This is a genomic window from Mycobacterium sp. IDUB_9, assembly GCF_055419505.1.
In genome coordinates this window covers 134629-148212 of the sequence record NZ_JBVAXU010000007.1, presented here as the reverse complement: position 1 = coordinate 148212, position 13584 = coordinate 134629, and the positions used below count along the sequence as shown (strand labels likewise).

16 protein-coding genes are annotated in these 13584 nt (G+C 65.7%); 5 read left to right on the top strand and 11 right to left on the bottom strand.

The annotated features are described in order from the left end of the window. Positions 1-7: 7 nt before the first annotated feature. Positions 8-1309 carry an acyl-CoA dehydrogenase family protein gene (locus ACZY08_RS25340; RefSeq protein ID WP_463747361.1) on the bottom strand — a complete coding sequence of 434 codons (1302 nt, stop codon included), beginning with the start codon at positions 1307-1309 and terminating at the stop codon, positions 8-10. 15 nt (positions 1310-1324) lie between these two features. Next, the gene (locus ACZY08_RS25335; protein WP_463747360.1) at positions 1325-1981 is read right to left on the bottom strand and encodes a TetR/AcrR family transcriptional regulator; all 657 of its coding nucleotides are present in this window, start codon (positions 1979-1981) and stop codon (positions 1325-1327) included. Positions 1982-2236: 255 nt separating this feature from the next. On the opposite strand from ACZY08_RS25335, the gene ACZY08_RS25330 reads away from it, so the two are divergent. The 4 genes from ACZY08_RS25330 to ACZY08_RS25315 are packed head-to-tail and all read left to right on the top strand — an operon-like array spanning position 2237 to position 4961. Further along, a complete protein-coding gene (locus tag ACZY08_RS25330; protein ID WP_463747507.1) occupies positions 2237-3517 on the top strand; it encodes a cytochrome P450 in 1281 nt (426 codons plus the stop codon). Beyond that, positions 3517-3711 (top strand): ferredoxin, encoded by a 195-nt coding sequence (locus ACZY08_RS25325; RefSeq protein WP_463747359.1) that lies wholly within the window; start codon positions 3517-3519, stop codon positions 3709-3711. Before ACZY08_RS25330 ends, ACZY08_RS25325 begins: the two co-directional genes overlap by 1 nt. 15 nt (positions 3712-3726) lie before the next feature. Beyond that, a complete protein-coding gene (locus ACZY08_RS25320; protein ID WP_463747358.1) occupies positions 3727-4029 on the top strand; it encodes a DUF1330 domain-containing protein in 303 nt (100 codons plus the stop codon). A 14-nt stretch (positions 4030-4043) separates the two neighbouring features. Then, positions 4044-4961: an LLM class F420-dependent oxidoreductase gene (locus tag ACZY08_RS25315; protein WP_463747506.1), complete on the top strand. Its 918-nt coding sequence runs from the start codon at positions 4044-4046 to the stop codon at positions 4959-4961. Between the two features lie 39 nt (positions 4962-5000). On the opposite strand, the gene ACZY08_RS25310 is transcribed toward ACZY08_RS25315, so the two are convergent. The 9 genes from ACZY08_RS25310 to ACZY08_RS25270 form a co-directional block, all read right to left on the bottom strand. Next, entirely contained in the window at positions 5001-5768 is a 768-nt protein-coding gene (locus ACZY08_RS25310; protein WP_463747357.1) for an alpha/beta fold hydrolase, read from the bottom strand. Between the two features lie 3 nt (positions 5769-5771). Continuing rightward, positions 5772-5972, bottom strand: a complete 201-nt coding sequence (locus ACZY08_RS25305) for a ferredoxin (RefSeq protein WP_463747356.1) — start codon at positions 5970-5972, stop codon at positions 5772-5774. After that, the gene (locus tag ACZY08_RS25300; RefSeq protein WP_463747355.1) at positions 5972-7174 is read right to left on the bottom strand and encodes a cytochrome P450; all 1203 of its coding nucleotides are present in this window, start codon (positions 7172-7174) and stop codon (positions 5972-5974) included. The genes ACZY08_RS25305 and ACZY08_RS25300 overlap by 1 nt, the downstream gene beginning before the upstream one ends. Positions 7175-7322: 148 nt before the next feature. Then, positions 7323-8111, bottom strand: coding sequence for an NAD(P)-dependent oxidoreductase (locus tag ACZY08_RS25295; protein ID WP_463747354.1), 789 nt, complete (start codon positions 8109-8111; stop codon positions 7323-7325). Continuing rightward, positions 8111-8929, bottom strand: coding sequence for an NAD(P)-dependent oxidoreductase (locus tag ACZY08_RS25290; protein ID WP_463747353.1), 819 nt, complete (start codon positions 8927-8929; stop codon positions 8111-8113). Before ACZY08_RS25290 ends, ACZY08_RS25295 begins: the two co-directional genes overlap by 1 nt. Next, on the bottom strand, positions 8929-9810 hold the full coding sequence (locus tag ACZY08_RS25285) for an alpha/beta fold hydrolase (protein ID WP_463747352.1): 882 nt from the start codon (positions 9808-9810) through the stop codon (positions 8929-8931). The genes ACZY08_RS25290 and ACZY08_RS25285 overlap by 1 nt, the downstream gene beginning before the upstream one ends. A 3-nt stretch (positions 9811-9813) precedes the next feature. Continuing rightward, positions 9814-11469, bottom strand: a complete 1656-nt coding sequence (locus ACZY08_RS25280; RefSeq protein WP_463747351.1) for a thiolase C-terminal domain-containing protein — start codon at positions 11467-11469, stop codon at positions 9814-9816. Between the two features lie 82 nt (positions 11470-11551). Next, entirely contained in the window at positions 11552-11773 is a 222-nt protein-coding gene (locus ACZY08_RS25275; protein WP_463747350.1) for a ferredoxin, read from the bottom strand. Next, a complete protein-coding gene (locus tag ACZY08_RS25270; RefSeq protein WP_463747349.1) occupies positions 11770-13068 on the bottom strand; it encodes an NADH-ubiquinone oxidoreductase-F iron-sulfur binding region domain-containing protein in 1299 nt (432 codons plus the stop codon). The genes ACZY08_RS25275 and ACZY08_RS25270 overlap by 4 nt, the downstream gene beginning before the upstream one ends. A 33-nt stretch (positions 13069-13101) precedes the next feature. Between ACZY08_RS25270 and ACZY08_RS25265 the strand changes: the two genes are divergently transcribed. Continuing rightward, positions 13102-13575 carry a hypothetical protein gene (locus ACZY08_RS25265; RefSeq protein ID WP_463747348.1) on the top strand — a complete coding sequence of 158 codons (474 nt, stop codon included), beginning with the start codon at positions 13102-13104 and terminating at the stop codon, positions 13573-13575. Positions 13576-13584 lie beyond the last annotated feature (9 nt).

Sequence of the window (13584 nt, the reverse complement as noted above, 5' to 3'; positions counted from 1 at the left end):
ATCTCGCTCACAGGTTGCCCACCTCGGCCTCAAGATATTCGGCGAACTTCGCCTTCGCCGCCTCGCGCTTGCGCGGTATCCATTCGGTGGGCCAGGTGTCGGTGGTCGGCTGGTAGTCGCGCAACACCTGCCGGGCCACGGTGGTCTTGTGCACCTCGGTCGGACCGTCGGCCAATCCCATCACCGCGGCGCCGGTGACCATGCCCAGGAAAGGCATTTCGTTGGTGACGCCGAGCGCGCCGTGGACCTGCATTGCCCGCCAGGCGATGTCGTGCAGCACGGTGGGCATGGCCACCTTGACCGCGGCGATGTCCTTGCGGACTTTCTTGTAGTCGTTGTACTTGTCGATCTCCCACGCGGTGTACAGCACCATCAGCCGGAATTGCAGTAACTGGGCGTAGGAATCGGCGATGTAGCCCTGGACGAACTGCTTGTCGGACAGGCGGCTGCCCTGAGTTTCTCGGCTGAGCGCGCGTTCGCACATCATGTCCAGCGCCTTCTGCGCCAGGCCGATTGTCCGCATGGCGTGATGGATCCGGCCGCCGCCCAGCCGGGTCTGGGCGATCACGAAGGCTTGGCCCTCACCGCCCAGCAGTGCCTCGGCAGGCACTCGGACGTTGTCGTAGTGGATGAGAGCATGCGAGCCCTCGTTGTCCCGTTCGCCGTAGAGGCCGACGTTGCGCACGATCTTGACGCCAGGAGTGTCGGTCGGCACCAGGAACATCGACATGCCCTGGTAGGCGCTGACCTCTGGATTTGTCACCACCATGACGATCAGGAACGACGAGGTTGCGGCGTTGGAGGAGAAGAATTTCCATCCGTTTATCACCCAGTCGTCCCCGTCGCGTACCGCGCTGGTGGTGAACAGCGTCGGGTCTGCGCCGGCGTGCGGTTCGGTCATCGAATAACAGGAGAACAATTCACCCTCGAGCAGCGGATGCAGGTACCGCTTCTTCTGGTCCTCGGTCCCGTAATGCGCGATGATCTCGGCGTTTCCGGTATCGGGGGCCTGGCAGCCGAACACGATCGGTGCCCATTGCGAGCGACCGAGAATCTCGTTGAGCAGGGCTAGTTTCAGCTGTCCGTAGCCCTGTCCACCGAGTTCTGGTCCGAGATGCGTTGCCCACAGACCCTTTTCGCGCACCTGCGCCTTGAGCGGATCGATCGCCTCCCGACGCTTGCCCTCCAGCTGGGTGAACTGCAGGTGCGGCCAGGCCAGGTCGAGCGGCTCGACCTGCTCGGTCACGAAGTTGTCGGCCCAGTCCAGTAATTCCTGATACTCGGGGTCGGTCTCGAAATCCCACGCCATCGGGGGTCCTCCGATCTAGTTGTTGGGTGTGTTGGAGCCGGTGATCAGTGCGCCGATGTCACGTGCGACGACGTCGGTGAAGGAGCGGGCGCCGAAGCTGCCCCCGGCCCAGTGCCGGACGCCCTCGCTGACGAGGATCTGCGCCAGCCGAGACAGGTGCGTCACGTCGACGTGGGCGCCCAGCTTGCCGTCGGCCTGGGCGCGCGCGAACAACTCGCCGAACATGTCGGCATCCTGTGTGTCCGGGTCGACGTCGCCGGCCAGGATCCGGTGTTCGTGCCGGTAGCCCTCCAGGATGGTCTCGACGATCAGCTCGGGAGGGTTGCGCGCCATCGACCGTTCGAGGCTGCGCAGTGCCTCGGCGATGACGGCCATGACGTCGTAATCGCCGACCAGCATCGACTTGACCCGCTTCTGTGCCAGTCGGGTGGAGGTCAGGCCAACCTCGAACAGCACATCCTCTTTGGCTGGGAAATAGAAGTAGAACAGGGCCCTCGATACACCTGCGGCACGGCAGATGTCAGCGACCGTGGTCTTGGCGTATCCGTTGGTCCGCCAGAGCGCCATCGCCGCCTGCACCAGGTCGCGCTTGGTCTGGTGTGAGCGGGCCCGTTGGAACGAAGCGCGGCGTTGACTGCTGTCAGCAGTGTCGGCAGCCGCTGTTCTGGGCATATCGGCACTGTAGCAGCGGGTTGAGCCGTTGGAAATAGTTGACGTATGTCTAACTATCGCCGCTGAGGCGAGGGTGACCGACGGCGGCGTGTTGCGCCAGGGACCGACGCTCGGCGAAGCGGGTGAGAATCCGATTCTTGTCGCTCGCCGCAGTTCGGTCGGGGCCGACGTTGACGGCCAACCGACGCTATGGAAATCTGCTATTCATAGATGAGAGCCGCATTCTCATATGTGTGGCTGGAACGGGAGCAGCAGATGGCGATCGACCCAACCGGTATCGATTTTTTCCGCGATGAACGATTGGTCGATGATCCGTACCCCTTCTTCGAGGCCCTGCGGAACAAGTGCCCGGTCACTCGCGAGGATCTCTACAACGTCACCATGGTGACCGGCTGGGACGAGGCCGTTCAGGTCTACAACGACGAGGAGACCTTTTCGTCCTGCCTTTCGGTCACCGGGCCCTTCCCGGGTTTCCCGGTCCCGTTGGAAGGGCGTAGCGCCGAAGAAGTCACCGAGCTCATCGACAAGCATCGCGACGAGTTGCCGTTCAGCGATCAGCTGCCGACACTGGATCCGCCCACCCATACCGATCATCGCTCGCTGCTCATGCGGCTGATCACGCCCAAGCGCCTCAAGGAGAACGAGGACGCCATGTGGCAGTTGGCCGACGAAGTGCTCGACAGCTACCTCGCGCCCGGTGGGGGAGAGTTCATCAAGGGCTTCGCCGGCCCGTTCACGTTGTTGGTGATCGCCGACCTGCTCGGTATCCCGGAGGATGACCGTGAAGCCTTCGTAAACGGCATCAAGCAGAATTCCGGCGGCGGCGTCGGCAGCACCAGCAAGGAATCGCTGTCCCACAGCCCGCTGGAGTTCCTTTACGGTCAGTTCTCCGACTACGTATCCGACCGTCGCGCCAACCCACGCGACGACGTCCTGACCGGGTTGGCCGAGGCCACCTTCCCCGACGGCAGCATCCCCGATGTCGGCGACGTCGCACGGGTGGCGACCAACGTCTTCTCGGCCGGGCAGGAGACGACGGTGCGCCTGCTCAGCACCGCATTGAAGATCATGTGCGAACAACCGGAGATCCAGCAGCGGCTCCGAGCCGACCGCAGCCTGATCCCGAATTTCATCGAAGAGGCGTTGCGGATCGAAAGCCCGGTGAAGGGCGACTTCCGGCTGTCGCGCTGCCCCGTGACCATCGGTGACACCGAATTGAGTGCCGGGACCACGTTGATGGTGCTCAACGGTGCGGCCAACCGCGATCCGCGGCGCTTCTCCGATCCCGACACCTTCGACCCGGCGCGCAAGAACGCCCGCCAGCACCTGGCTTTCGGACGTGGCATCCACAGCTGCCCCGGTGCTCCGCTGGCGCGTGCCGAAACCCGGGTCGGTATCGAGCGGTTGTTGGACCGGACCACCGATATCCGGATCTCCGAGGCCAATCACGGTTCGGACGGCGACCGGCGCTACAACTACATCCCAACCTTCATCCTGCGCGGCCTGACCGAGCTGCACCTGGAGTTCGACAGCTGATGCGGGTCAAGGTCGACGAGGATCGTTGTGCCGGCCACGGCATGTGTCTGACGCTGTGCCCCGACGTCTTCGAGATGTCGGACGATGGTTGGGCGGTCGCAGATCCCGAGGATGTCCCAGACGGACTCGAAGGTGCGGCACGCGAGGCGATAGAGAACTGCCCGGAACGGGCGATCAGCGAAATCGACAACTAGAGAAAGAGATTCGTAATGGCATCTGGAGCTTCTAAGGGCTACGTCGTCATCACCGAGGACATCAAGGATCCGGCCGGCATGGGTGAGTACGCCAAGCTGGCGTCGAAGGCGATGGGCGGCGCCAAGATCGTGGCCGTCGACCAGAAGCCGGAAGTGATCGAGGGTTCCTGGCACGGCACCCAGACCGTCGTGCTGGAGTTCGAGTCCGTCGACGCCGCGCGCGAGTGGTACTACTCCGACGCCTACCAAGCGGCAGCCAAGGTCCGCCAAGGTGCCGCGGAGTGCAACGGCGTCATCCTCTCCGGCTTCCCCTCCTGACCGGGTCGGTCGCAGTGCGCTACAGCATCACCCATCCGATGCACACTCACCCATATCATCCGGATCTGGTGAGTGGCAGCGGGATTGCCGCAGTAGCGGCTGCGGCCGAGAAGGCGGGCTTCGACGGATTCGGCTTCACCGACCATCCGGCGCCGTCACAACGTTGGCTGGATGCCGGCGGACACGACGCGGTCGATCCGTTCGTGGCCATGTCATTCGCGGCGGCACACACCACGACGTTGCGCCTGGTGCCCAACATCGTGGTGCTGCCCTACCGAAACCCCTTCGTGGTCGCCAAATCCGGGGCCACCCTGGACGTCCTGTCGGGCGGACGGTTCACCCTGGCCGTCGGAGTGGGTTATCTCAAGCGGGAATTCGCCGCGCTCGGGGTGTCCTACGACGACCGTGCCGTGCTGTTCGACGAGGCACTCGAAGTCATCCGCGGGATCTGGACCACGGACGACTACAGCTATGAGGGTAAGAACTTCAGCGCCCGCGGTATCACCGCGCACCCCCGGCCGGCGGCAAGCCCTCATCCGCCGATCTGGGTCGGCGGCAACACCTCTGCCGCACGGGCGCGGGTGGCCAAGCACGGCGACGGCTGGTGCCCGTTCGCCGCGCCGCCAGGCCTGGCCAAGACTGCGGGCACTGCGGCGATCGACTCGCTGGATGCCTTGGCCTCCGGTATCGAGGACCTGCGGGCCCGGCTGGCCGCGGCCGGTCGCGATCCGGACGGAATCGACATCGTGTTCAACAACTTCGAGGGCGGCAGCCCCGGCGACGACGACTTCGATGCCGACGCGTACCTGGCCGGCGTGGACAAGCTCGCGGCGCTGGGCGTGACCTGGCTGCACGTGACGCTTCCTGGCGACAGCCTGGCCCATGCGCTGGAGGCCACCGAGAAGTTCGGCAAGACAGTCATCGCGGCTTAGCCCGCTCTACCGGTGTCGAAAGCGGCGCAGCGGTGTGGCTTATGCCGGCGTCAGCGCGGCGACCGGTGTGGTCGTCGTCGCGTGCACCAATAGCTCGGCCAGTTCGCGCGGTCGGCTCAAAAACGGTGAATGCGACGCGTCGATGCTCAGTTGCTCGACACCGAGCCGTTGTGTCACGGTGTCGGCCAGCCACTGCGGCATCGAGCGGTCCTGCAGACAACGGATGAAACTGCGAGGCAGATCGGCCGACCAGAACTGCGGCACCGACACCGGTGTGACCGTGGTATCACCGAACCGCTCCGGCCCCAGACGCTCGAAAGCCCAACGGGCAGTTGCCTCGTCGCAGTCATGGTAGAAGTAGCGCCACGCGCCGTCGAAGTCCGCGAAATGCATCGCGCCTTCGTCGTCGAAATGCAGATAGCTCAGCATCTCACCGACATCCGCATCGAAGTCACCGTCGAGCGAATCGTCGGCCGAGCGCATGGCCATCGCCTCGGGATATGTCCTGCCCTCCCGTGGCAACGCTGCAGCTAGATAGACGATGTGGCCCACCAGTTCCGGGGCGGCATCGGCAGCGAGGGTGGCGTCGAATCCACCGCCCGAATGTCCCACCAGCACATCGCCCGGCTGCATGATCTCGAGAATCGCGGCACGCCGGTTGGCCAGCGTTGATTCCTCGGCCAGCCGCGCACCATGTCCGGGCAGGTCCACGGCGACGCCGTCGTGACCCAGGCTCTGCACCTCGGCAATGGTGCGCTCCCAGCACCAGGCCGCATGAAAACCGCCGTGTACGAAGACGAATCGCACGGGCTACTCGTCGGTGATCGAAATGGCCTGCCGGGGGCACTGACGCACCGCTTCGCGGATCAGCGCCTCATTCTCGGGCGTCACATCCTCTTGCAGGATGTGTAGATAATCCTGATCGTCGAGGTCGAACACCTCGGGGGCGAGACCCATGCAGACTGCGTTGCTCTCGCAGATCTCGAAGTCGACTTGAACCTTCTTTGCCATTAGCGCAGAACCCTCACCGGCACATTGGAATAGCCCGCGACGTTCTGCATCTGAACGCGCTTCAGCTGATCCCATTTCACTTCGTAACGCGGCATGAAGTCGAGCAGCTTCTCAATGGCGACAACGCTCTCCATCCTGGCGAGCGCCGCCCCGAGACAACTGTGGATTCCGTAGCCCAGCCCCAGGTTCTGGGCCTCGGTGCGATCACGGTCGATGTCGAACGAGTCGGCATCGGTGAACGCGTCGGGATCGCGGTTGGCCGCCGCGCTGATCAGAAACACCGCCTTGCCTGCCGGAATGGTGCCGCTGGGCACGTGGGCTTCCTTGAGGGTGTACCGCACGTTGTACTGCACCGGCCCCTCGTAGCGCAGCAATTCCTCGACAGCGGCCGGGACCTTGTCCCGGTCATCGAGCAGCTTCTGCCACTGCTCGGGATTACGCGCGAACAGCACCATCGCGGTGCCGACGAGTTTGGTGACGGTCTCGGCCCCGGCTCCACCGAGAAGCGTGGCGAATCCGGTGATCTCGATGTCATCGAGGCGACGCATCTGGCCGTCCTCGCCGGGTATCTCCGCGGCGATCAGCCGGCTGATCATGTCGTCCTGCGGGTTTTCGCGACGCTTCTGCACCAGCCCGTAGTAGTAGATACCGGTGTCGATGTTGGCCTGCATTCCGGCCTCGGAGGTGACCATCTGTCCGGGCTCACGGGACAGGCTGGTGTCGATCCAGTGCCGGACCTGCTGGCGGTACTCGGGCTCGACCCCGGCCATGCGGGTGATGACCTCGACCGGGAACGGGCCCGAAAAGTCCTGGACGACATCGAACTCGTCGGAGTCGATCAACCGGAGGTGATGGTCGATCTGTTCGACGACGGTGTCGCGCTGGGACTGGATCATGCGGGGAGTGAACGCCTTGTTCAGCAGGCTGCGCATGTGCCGGTGATCCGGCGGGTCCATGAAGATGATCGACTTCTGCGGCGGCTCGTCGCTCTGCACCATGGCCAGATCGCAGCCGCGCGACGAGGAGAAGGCCTCGTGGTCCTTCAACGCAGCCGCCACGTCCTCATGCCGAGTCAGGGCGTAGAAGTCGGAGTCTTCGTTGTAGTACAGGGGCGCGTCTTCGCGCATCTGCCGGTACATGTCGAACGGGTTGTTGAAGAACTCCTCGGAGAACGGATCGAAAACCACCTGGGCCTTGGTCATTGGCGGGCTCCTCCTTCGCGGCGGGCTGGGCCGGAAGTGTTGTGACACGTTACGGGAAACTATGGAACTGTAACGCTAACAGTAGTCCGTTTGAGATAGTTTGAAAAGCACGAAATGCGTGCTGATCAGGTCGGGATGTCCAGCGGGATCACTGGAGCGCGGCGTCGAGCAGACCTTCGAGTCGGCCGAGGTCACTGTCCAGTTCAGAGGCTGTTCTGCGGACCACCGCCACGTCCTTGCCGATGAACTCACCGACCCGGGCGATGAATGCGTCGGCCGAGCCGGTGGCGGCGATACCGCCCAGCGCGCGGCTCGCCGCGCTGCCATGAGTCAGTGCGGTCAGCAGTGTCGCCTCGTCGATACCCAGTCGATCGCCCAGGCGTACGCCCTCGGCCACGGCGCCGATCTGCGCGGCGAACAACGCGTTGTTCACGAGCTTCACCCGCTGCCCGGCTCCGACCGGACCGACGTGCAACACCGGATCGGCGTAGGAGGCGATCACCTCGCGGGCGCGGACCACCGCATCGTCGTCGCCGCCGGCGAACACCGTGATGGTCCCGGCCGCGATGTCGTGCGGTCCACCGCTGACCGGAGCGTCGACGACAGCGATGCCGCGTGCGGCTGCGCGTTCGGCGAGAGCCTCGGCGGTGCGGGGGCTGCCCGTGGTGTGCAGCACAAGCACCGAACCCTCCGGCATCTCGTCGATCAGGTTCGGGCAGAGATCGCGCACCTGCTCGTCGGTGAACACGCACACGATCGTCACGTCGGCGCGGGCGACAGCCGCGCGCGAGGAGTCCACCGGCTCCGCACCGAGTTCGGCCACCGCAGTGCGTTTTTCGTCGTCGCGCCCGAGGGCCTGCACCTGGTGCCCGGCCTCGGCCAGGCGGCGCACCATCGGAGCGCCCATCCGGCCTGCGCCGATGAAACCTACGCGCATCAGCGGGGGTGGTTCATGATGGCCAGGGCGTTGTCGGCGGCATCAAACACTGCCCCCTGTGGGGCCGAGGCATCATCGGCCAGGCTCGCCGCGTGCCGGCAGTCTTTCTGTAGCAGCGCACCGGCGATCGGCGCCAGGTTGTCCAGGGTGCCGCCGAACATCGCGATGCTGTTGAGTGCCTTGCTGGTGGCCGAACCGCGGGAGATCACCTCGCACAGCGCTTGACGTGGAACCCCCAGTGCCTCACCGAGTTCCAGGGCGCTCATGGCGGCGCCGAGGTTGGCGCTGAACAGCAGGTTGTTCAGGATCTTGGCGACCTGCCCGGCGCCGACCCCACCCAGGTGCACGATCGGGTCGGCGTACGTGGCGAACACCGGGCGCACCCGCTCGACGACCTCTTCGTCGCCGCCGACCATCACCAGCAAGGTGCCGGCGTCGGCGGCGGGCTGGCCACCGCTCACCGGGGCATCGATGACGGAAATGCCCTGTTCGGCAGCCTTTTCGGCGATCTCGCGACAGGTGTCGGGGTGCACTGTCGAGTGGATGGCGACGACGCCACCCGGTGCCAGTCCGGCCAGCACACCGTTTTCGCCGTCGAGCACCTGCCGGACGTCGTCGTCACCGACCACACACAGGCAGACCAGATCACTGGCGGCAGCCAGTTCGGCGGGGGAGCCTGCGGACTTCGCCGCGGTGTCGGCGAACGGTTCCAGGGATGCCGGGCGCCGTGCCCACAGTGTGGTCTCGAAGCCGCCTTCGGCGATTCGCCGGGCCATCGGCGCTCCCTGGCTGCCCAGCCCGATAAATCCGACTCGCATCAACCTGCCTCCACTTCCACATTGGTTTTCTCAAGCGCTGCGGGCGCCTTGGTTACGCACTCATCGGCAAACGACAACACCTTGCGGTGATAGTCGGGGGCGGTCAGCCCCACACTGAGGTTGTGACCGCTGTCGGCGAGTTCCCCGGTCTCCACCCGCGGCGAGACGGTGAACATCGCACCGATGGCGTCCAGCGCCTCGGGATCGGATTCCCAGACGTTCTCGTACTCGCCGGCGAGGAACTGCACCGGAACTGTCGTCTTCCCGGCCAGCGCCGGGAATTCCTGCCGCGCCCAGGTTTTGATGACGTCGCCTTCGTAGGCGGTGCCGCCCGCGGACAATCCGGCGCCGATGACATCAGGCGGGTACAGCCGCGCCGGCTCCCACAGCAGCTCGCGCAGGCCGCGCGGCCGTTGTTGGGGCGAAGCATCTTTGAGCAGTTCCTGCGCGGCCGGGTGATACCGGCGACCGGTGCCGGCCAGTGAAACGCCGAGTACCTCTGGCCGCTGCACAGCCAGGTGCAACGCCAGCTCGCACCCCATCGAATGACCCAGCAGGAACACATCCGTTTCTCCGGCGATGCGCTGGATTGCGCCGAACGCCAGGGCGGCCCGCTGCTCGGGGCGTGCCATGGCATCCGGGTAGGCCGCCGAGGCGCCGTAGCCGGGGCGATCCAGTGCGATCACGGTGTAGCCATGGGCGACAGCGCTGCGCAGCAGTGACAGTTCCGGATGGCCGGGGCAATCGAAGTAGGCCGATGTGGTGGCACCGCCGTGCAACGCGACGACGACGGCCCTCGGGTCAGTGGACTCGGCGACCAAGGCCGACATCGGGACGCCGTCGACCATCACCACCCTGGGGTGCGGATCGGCCTTGTTCATGACCTAGTCGCCCCGGCGCATCAGCAGCACGCCGCTCGGTGTCAGACCTCCACTGCTGGCCACCGCCACGCGTGCATCCTTGACCTGGCGTTCGCCGGCCTCGCCGCGCAGCTGGGTGACGGCCTCGTGGATCAGACCCATCCCGTGCGTGCGGCCGTGCGAGAGCTGTCCACCGTGGGTGTTGAGCGGAATGACGCCGTCGCGGGCGATGTTGTGACCGCCCTCGAGGAAGTCCTTGGATTCTCCGATGCCGCAGAAGCCCAGGCCTTCCAGCCAGGACAGACAGTTGAAACTGAACCCGTCATACAGCTCGGCGACGTCGACATCGCTGGGGCGCAAAGAGGTTCGTGTCCACATATGTGCGCTCTGGCCCAGCACCTGTGGTTCGTGGGTCAGGGTGGTCTGATCCCAGTCGAGCCGTTCGACGATCTGGGTGCCCACCGCTTCGAACAGGATCGGCGGTTTCGGGCGGTCGGCGACAGTGTCTATCGCCGAGACGATGACGGCCACCGCGCCGTCGCACGGCACGTCACAGTCGTAGAGGCCGAACGGCGTGGTGATCATGCGGGCCGACAGATAGTCGTCCATTGTCAGCGGATCACGGTAGATGGCCGTCGGGTTCAGCGCCGCATTGGCGCGCTGGTTGAGCGCGATCCAGCCGAGCGTCTCCCGGGTCGTGCCGTACCGGTCGAAGTGGCGACCGGCGTTCTGCGCCAATGTGTGTGCCGCGGAGGTCGAGCCGAACGGCTGCTGCCAGCTGTTGGTCCGGCCGCCCATCGGGGGTGAGGCCTTGCCCTCCTTGACCAGCTGCCCGAATGTGGCCTCCCACAGCGTGCGGAAGCACAGCACATGCCGGGCCATCCCGGTGGCCACGGCCATCATTGCCGCGATCACCGAGCCGCCGGGACCGAAGGTGTCCATACCGCCGTTGATCCAGGTCGGCCGCAGTCCGAGCGCACCTTCCAGCGCGCTCACCCCGCCTTCGCCCATGCCGGCGATATCGAGTCCCGGGTAGGTGGACAGACCGTCGATGTCATCGAACGTCAAACCGGCGTCGGCGACCGCCTTTTCGGCGGCCTCGATGGTCAACGACAGCGGCGGGACCATCAGCCGGCGGCCGATCGTGGACATGCCGATGCCGGTGATGGCCGAGTGGTCCTCGAACTTCTCCTTGGTCAGCATCGGCCGGACGTACTTGGCCACATCCTGGGGCGCGATCGGCTCGGCGACCATCGGGGTGGACGTGGTGTCAGCCGACGGCTTGAACACCGGCAGCCAGACATCCTCGATGTGCTGGAAGTCGACTTCCATCGACATGCCGAGTTTGAGGTCCTCGGAATCACAGTCGACGACGTTGGTGGTCAACCGCACCCGGGGATCCTCGGCGATGGCGACCTCGGCCACCACATACGGCGGCGGCAGATCGGGGAAGCCGAACCGGTGGTTGACCGTGAACCCGGCCAGCGAGCCACGTCCGGACACGTCGCGTACACCCATGTTGTGGCTGCGGCAGTATCGGCAGACCGGCTGCGGCGGATGGATGAGGGCGCTGCAGTCCCGGCACTCCTGGATCCGCAGTACGCCGTCGGCGCCGGCAGTCCAGAAGTACTCGTTGAGCGTGGTAACCGTCGGGAGTGGACGTCCCGGTATCTGTGACAATTCGACTCCGGTGGTAAGCAGGTTATTCCAACTGGAGAATCACGTTACCAGTTTGCGTGATAGGTGATCCAGCGTTCCGGGCTCAGCCCGCCTCGTGCGCGACGCGCGTGTCTTTCAACTCGATGATCGCGTGGACCGGGCAGTCGAGGAGGGCACGCCGAACCGCGGCCTCGTCGGCGTCCGGGATGTTGCCGTCGCCCTGCAGTGCGGCGTAGCCCCAGTCGTCGAGCGGGAAATACTCCGGTGCGTGCTTGGCGCACAATCCGAAGCCATCACACATGGTGCGATCTAGCTTGACCTTCATACCGAGACCACCGCCTCCAGGGACTCCACTTCGTACGGCCGCGTGGCGCTGAATGCGCCGGATCGGCAGGCCTGACAGCCATTTTCGAGGTGACGCTGCACGTCATCGGGGAACTGGGCCAGCAGGCTGGCCGCCACGTTGGCCGCGCCGTCGAGCGTCGCGCAGGCGCCGCGGCCGCGTAGGACCACCGACCATCGCTTGAGCCGGTCCAGATCTTCCTGACCGGCCAGCCCGTCACGCAGGCCGGCGGCCACCGCTGCCATCGCGGCGGTCCCGTTGAAGCACGAACCGCACTGGCCCGCGTTCTCCCGGTCGAAGTAGGCCAGCACCGAGGCTGCGACCGCCACCGGGCAGTCGTCGGTGAGGATGCCGATCGCGCCGCAGCCCAAACCACTGCCGAGTGCGCATACGGACTCGTGATCCAGCGTGGCGCCGACGATGTCCCGGTTGACCAGCCCGGCGAAATACCCGCCCATCAGCGCACCGCGAACGCTGTCGGTGGACACCCCGTGCAGGGTCAGGAGATCGGCGAACGCGATACCGTGCGGCAGTTCGTAGAGCGCGGGCACGCGTCCGGCGCCGGTGATCGTGGCCAGGAAGGTGCCGGGGGAGGCCTCTGTGCCCAGTTCCCGGAACGTCTGCGCCCCGTGCTGGTTCAGGTAGGCCAGGTGGGCCAGTGTCTCGACGTTGCTGATCAGCGTCGGTTTGCCGGCGACTCCCTCCTCGAAGGGGCGCGGAGGTTTGTCGGTCGGCTTGGCCGGCCCACCGTTGACCACATGCACGGCGGCGGTCTCCTCGCCCGCGACATAACCCGGTGCGACGGTGAGTAATTCGATCGCCACACCAGGCAGCGCACCGACGAGTTCATCGAGCGCGCACTCGACACTTTCGGCGGCAGCCGGATCCGATACGTAAACCACGGCGCGGTCGGCCCCGACGATCCCGGCGGCCAGCCGCAGTCCATCGAGCACGGCGTGCGGGCGATTGCGCAGCAACCAGCGGTCCTTGATCGAAGCCGGCTCGCCCTCCTCGCCATTGGCGATAACCACGGTGCCGGCATCTCCGGCGGCTCGGCGCCCGTTGTCGCGCACCGTCCGCAGCTTCACCGCCAACGGAAAGGCTGCACCGCCCCGGCCGAGTAATCCACTGGCCTGCACTTCGGCCAGTAGATGATCCGAATCGGCAAGTGCGCCATAGCCCCCGGCCCGCTGATACTCATCGAGGCTTTCCGGCCCGTCGCGGAGCAGGCGCGGGGTGATCCCCGGCCATACCGCGACTGTGAGTTCGGCTGTCATGGTCACTTCCCGTCCCCGGTTAGGCTTACCGGCATGAGAACTGCGGTGGTGCGCGTCGGAGTCGACCCGGCCGGCGAGCTCGGTGCGGAGCAGCTATCCGACGGCATGGCAACGCTCCGTGAGTTGCTGGGTGAACGTGGGGCCGAGGTGCTGGACAATCAGCTCGCCGAACTGCCCGCGCATCGCCGCGAGGTCGAGGTGCTGATCGCCGGCGACCACGCAGCGGAGCTGCAGTCCGTCGCGATGGAACTGTGCGCCAAGGCGTTTGGCACCACGCCCGCGGCGGGCGTGGTCACCTTCGTCAGCCGCGGCACCGATGAGGACGTTCGCGGTGTGCTGGCCGGGTTCGGCCTCTCGGGCGACATCAGCCGGACGGTCGACTCCGAAGGTTGGGACGTGGTGACGGTGACCCTGGACAAGGCCGACCTTTCCCGCATCCCGGAAAGCCGCATCCACACCGCCCTGGAGGCTTCGCTGAACTGCGAGGTGCACATCCGGACGGTTTGAGACGTCCAC

Bases quoted from the DNA above. Each gene is read 5' to 3' on its own strand.
- ACZY08_RS25340 (WP_463747361.1), bottom strand. From the start codon at position 1,309: ATGGCGTGGGATTTCGAGACCGACCCCGAGTATCAGGAATTACTGGAC.
- ACZY08_RS25335 (WP_463747360.1), bottom strand. From the start codon at position 1,981: ATGCCCAGAACAGCGGCTGCCGACACTGCTGACAGCAGTCAACGCCGC.
- ACZY08_RS25330 (WP_463747507.1), top strand. From the start codon at position 2,237: ATGGCGATCGACCCAACCGGTATCGATTTTTTCCGCGATGAACGATTG.
- ACZY08_RS25325 (WP_463747359.1), top strand. From the start codon at position 3,517: ATGCGGGTCAAGGTCGACGAGGATCGTTGTGCCGGCCACGGCATGTGT.
- ACZY08_RS25320 (WP_463747358.1), top strand. From the start codon at position 3,727: ATGGCATCTGGAGCTTCTAAGGGCTACGTCGTCATCACCGAGGACATC.
- ACZY08_RS25305 (WP_463747356.1), bottom strand. From the start codon at position 5,972: ATGGCAAAGAAGGTTCAAGTCGACTTCGAGATCTGCGAGAGCAACGCA.
- ACZY08_RS25300 (WP_463747355.1), bottom strand. From the start codon at position 7,174: ATGACCAAGGCCCAGGTGGTTTTCGATCCGTTCTCCGAGGAGTTCTTC.
- ACZY08_RS25295 (WP_463747354.1), bottom strand. From the start codon at position 8,111: ATGCGCGTAGGTTTCATCGGCGCAGGCCGGATGGGCGCTCCGATGGTG.
- ACZY08_RS25290 (WP_463747353.1), bottom strand. From the start codon at position 8,929: ATGCGAGTCGGATTTATCGGGCTGGGCAGCCAGGGAGCGCCGATGGCC.
- ACZY08_RS25285 (WP_463747352.1), bottom strand. From the start codon at position 9,810: ATGAACAAGGCCGATCCGCACCCCAGGGTGGTGATGGTCGACGGCGTC.
- ACZY08_RS25275 (WP_463747350.1), bottom strand. From the start codon at position 11,773: ATGAAGGTCAAGCTAGATCGCACCATGTGTGATGGCTTCGGATTGTGC.
- ACZY08_RS25270 (WP_463747349.1), bottom strand. From the start codon at position 13,068: ATGACAGCCGAACTCACAGTCGCGGTATGGCCGGGGATCACCCCGCGC.
- ACZY08_RS25265 (WP_463747348.1), top strand. From the start codon at position 13,102: ATGAGAACTGCGGTGGTGCGCGTCGGAGTCGACCCGGCCGGCGAGCTC.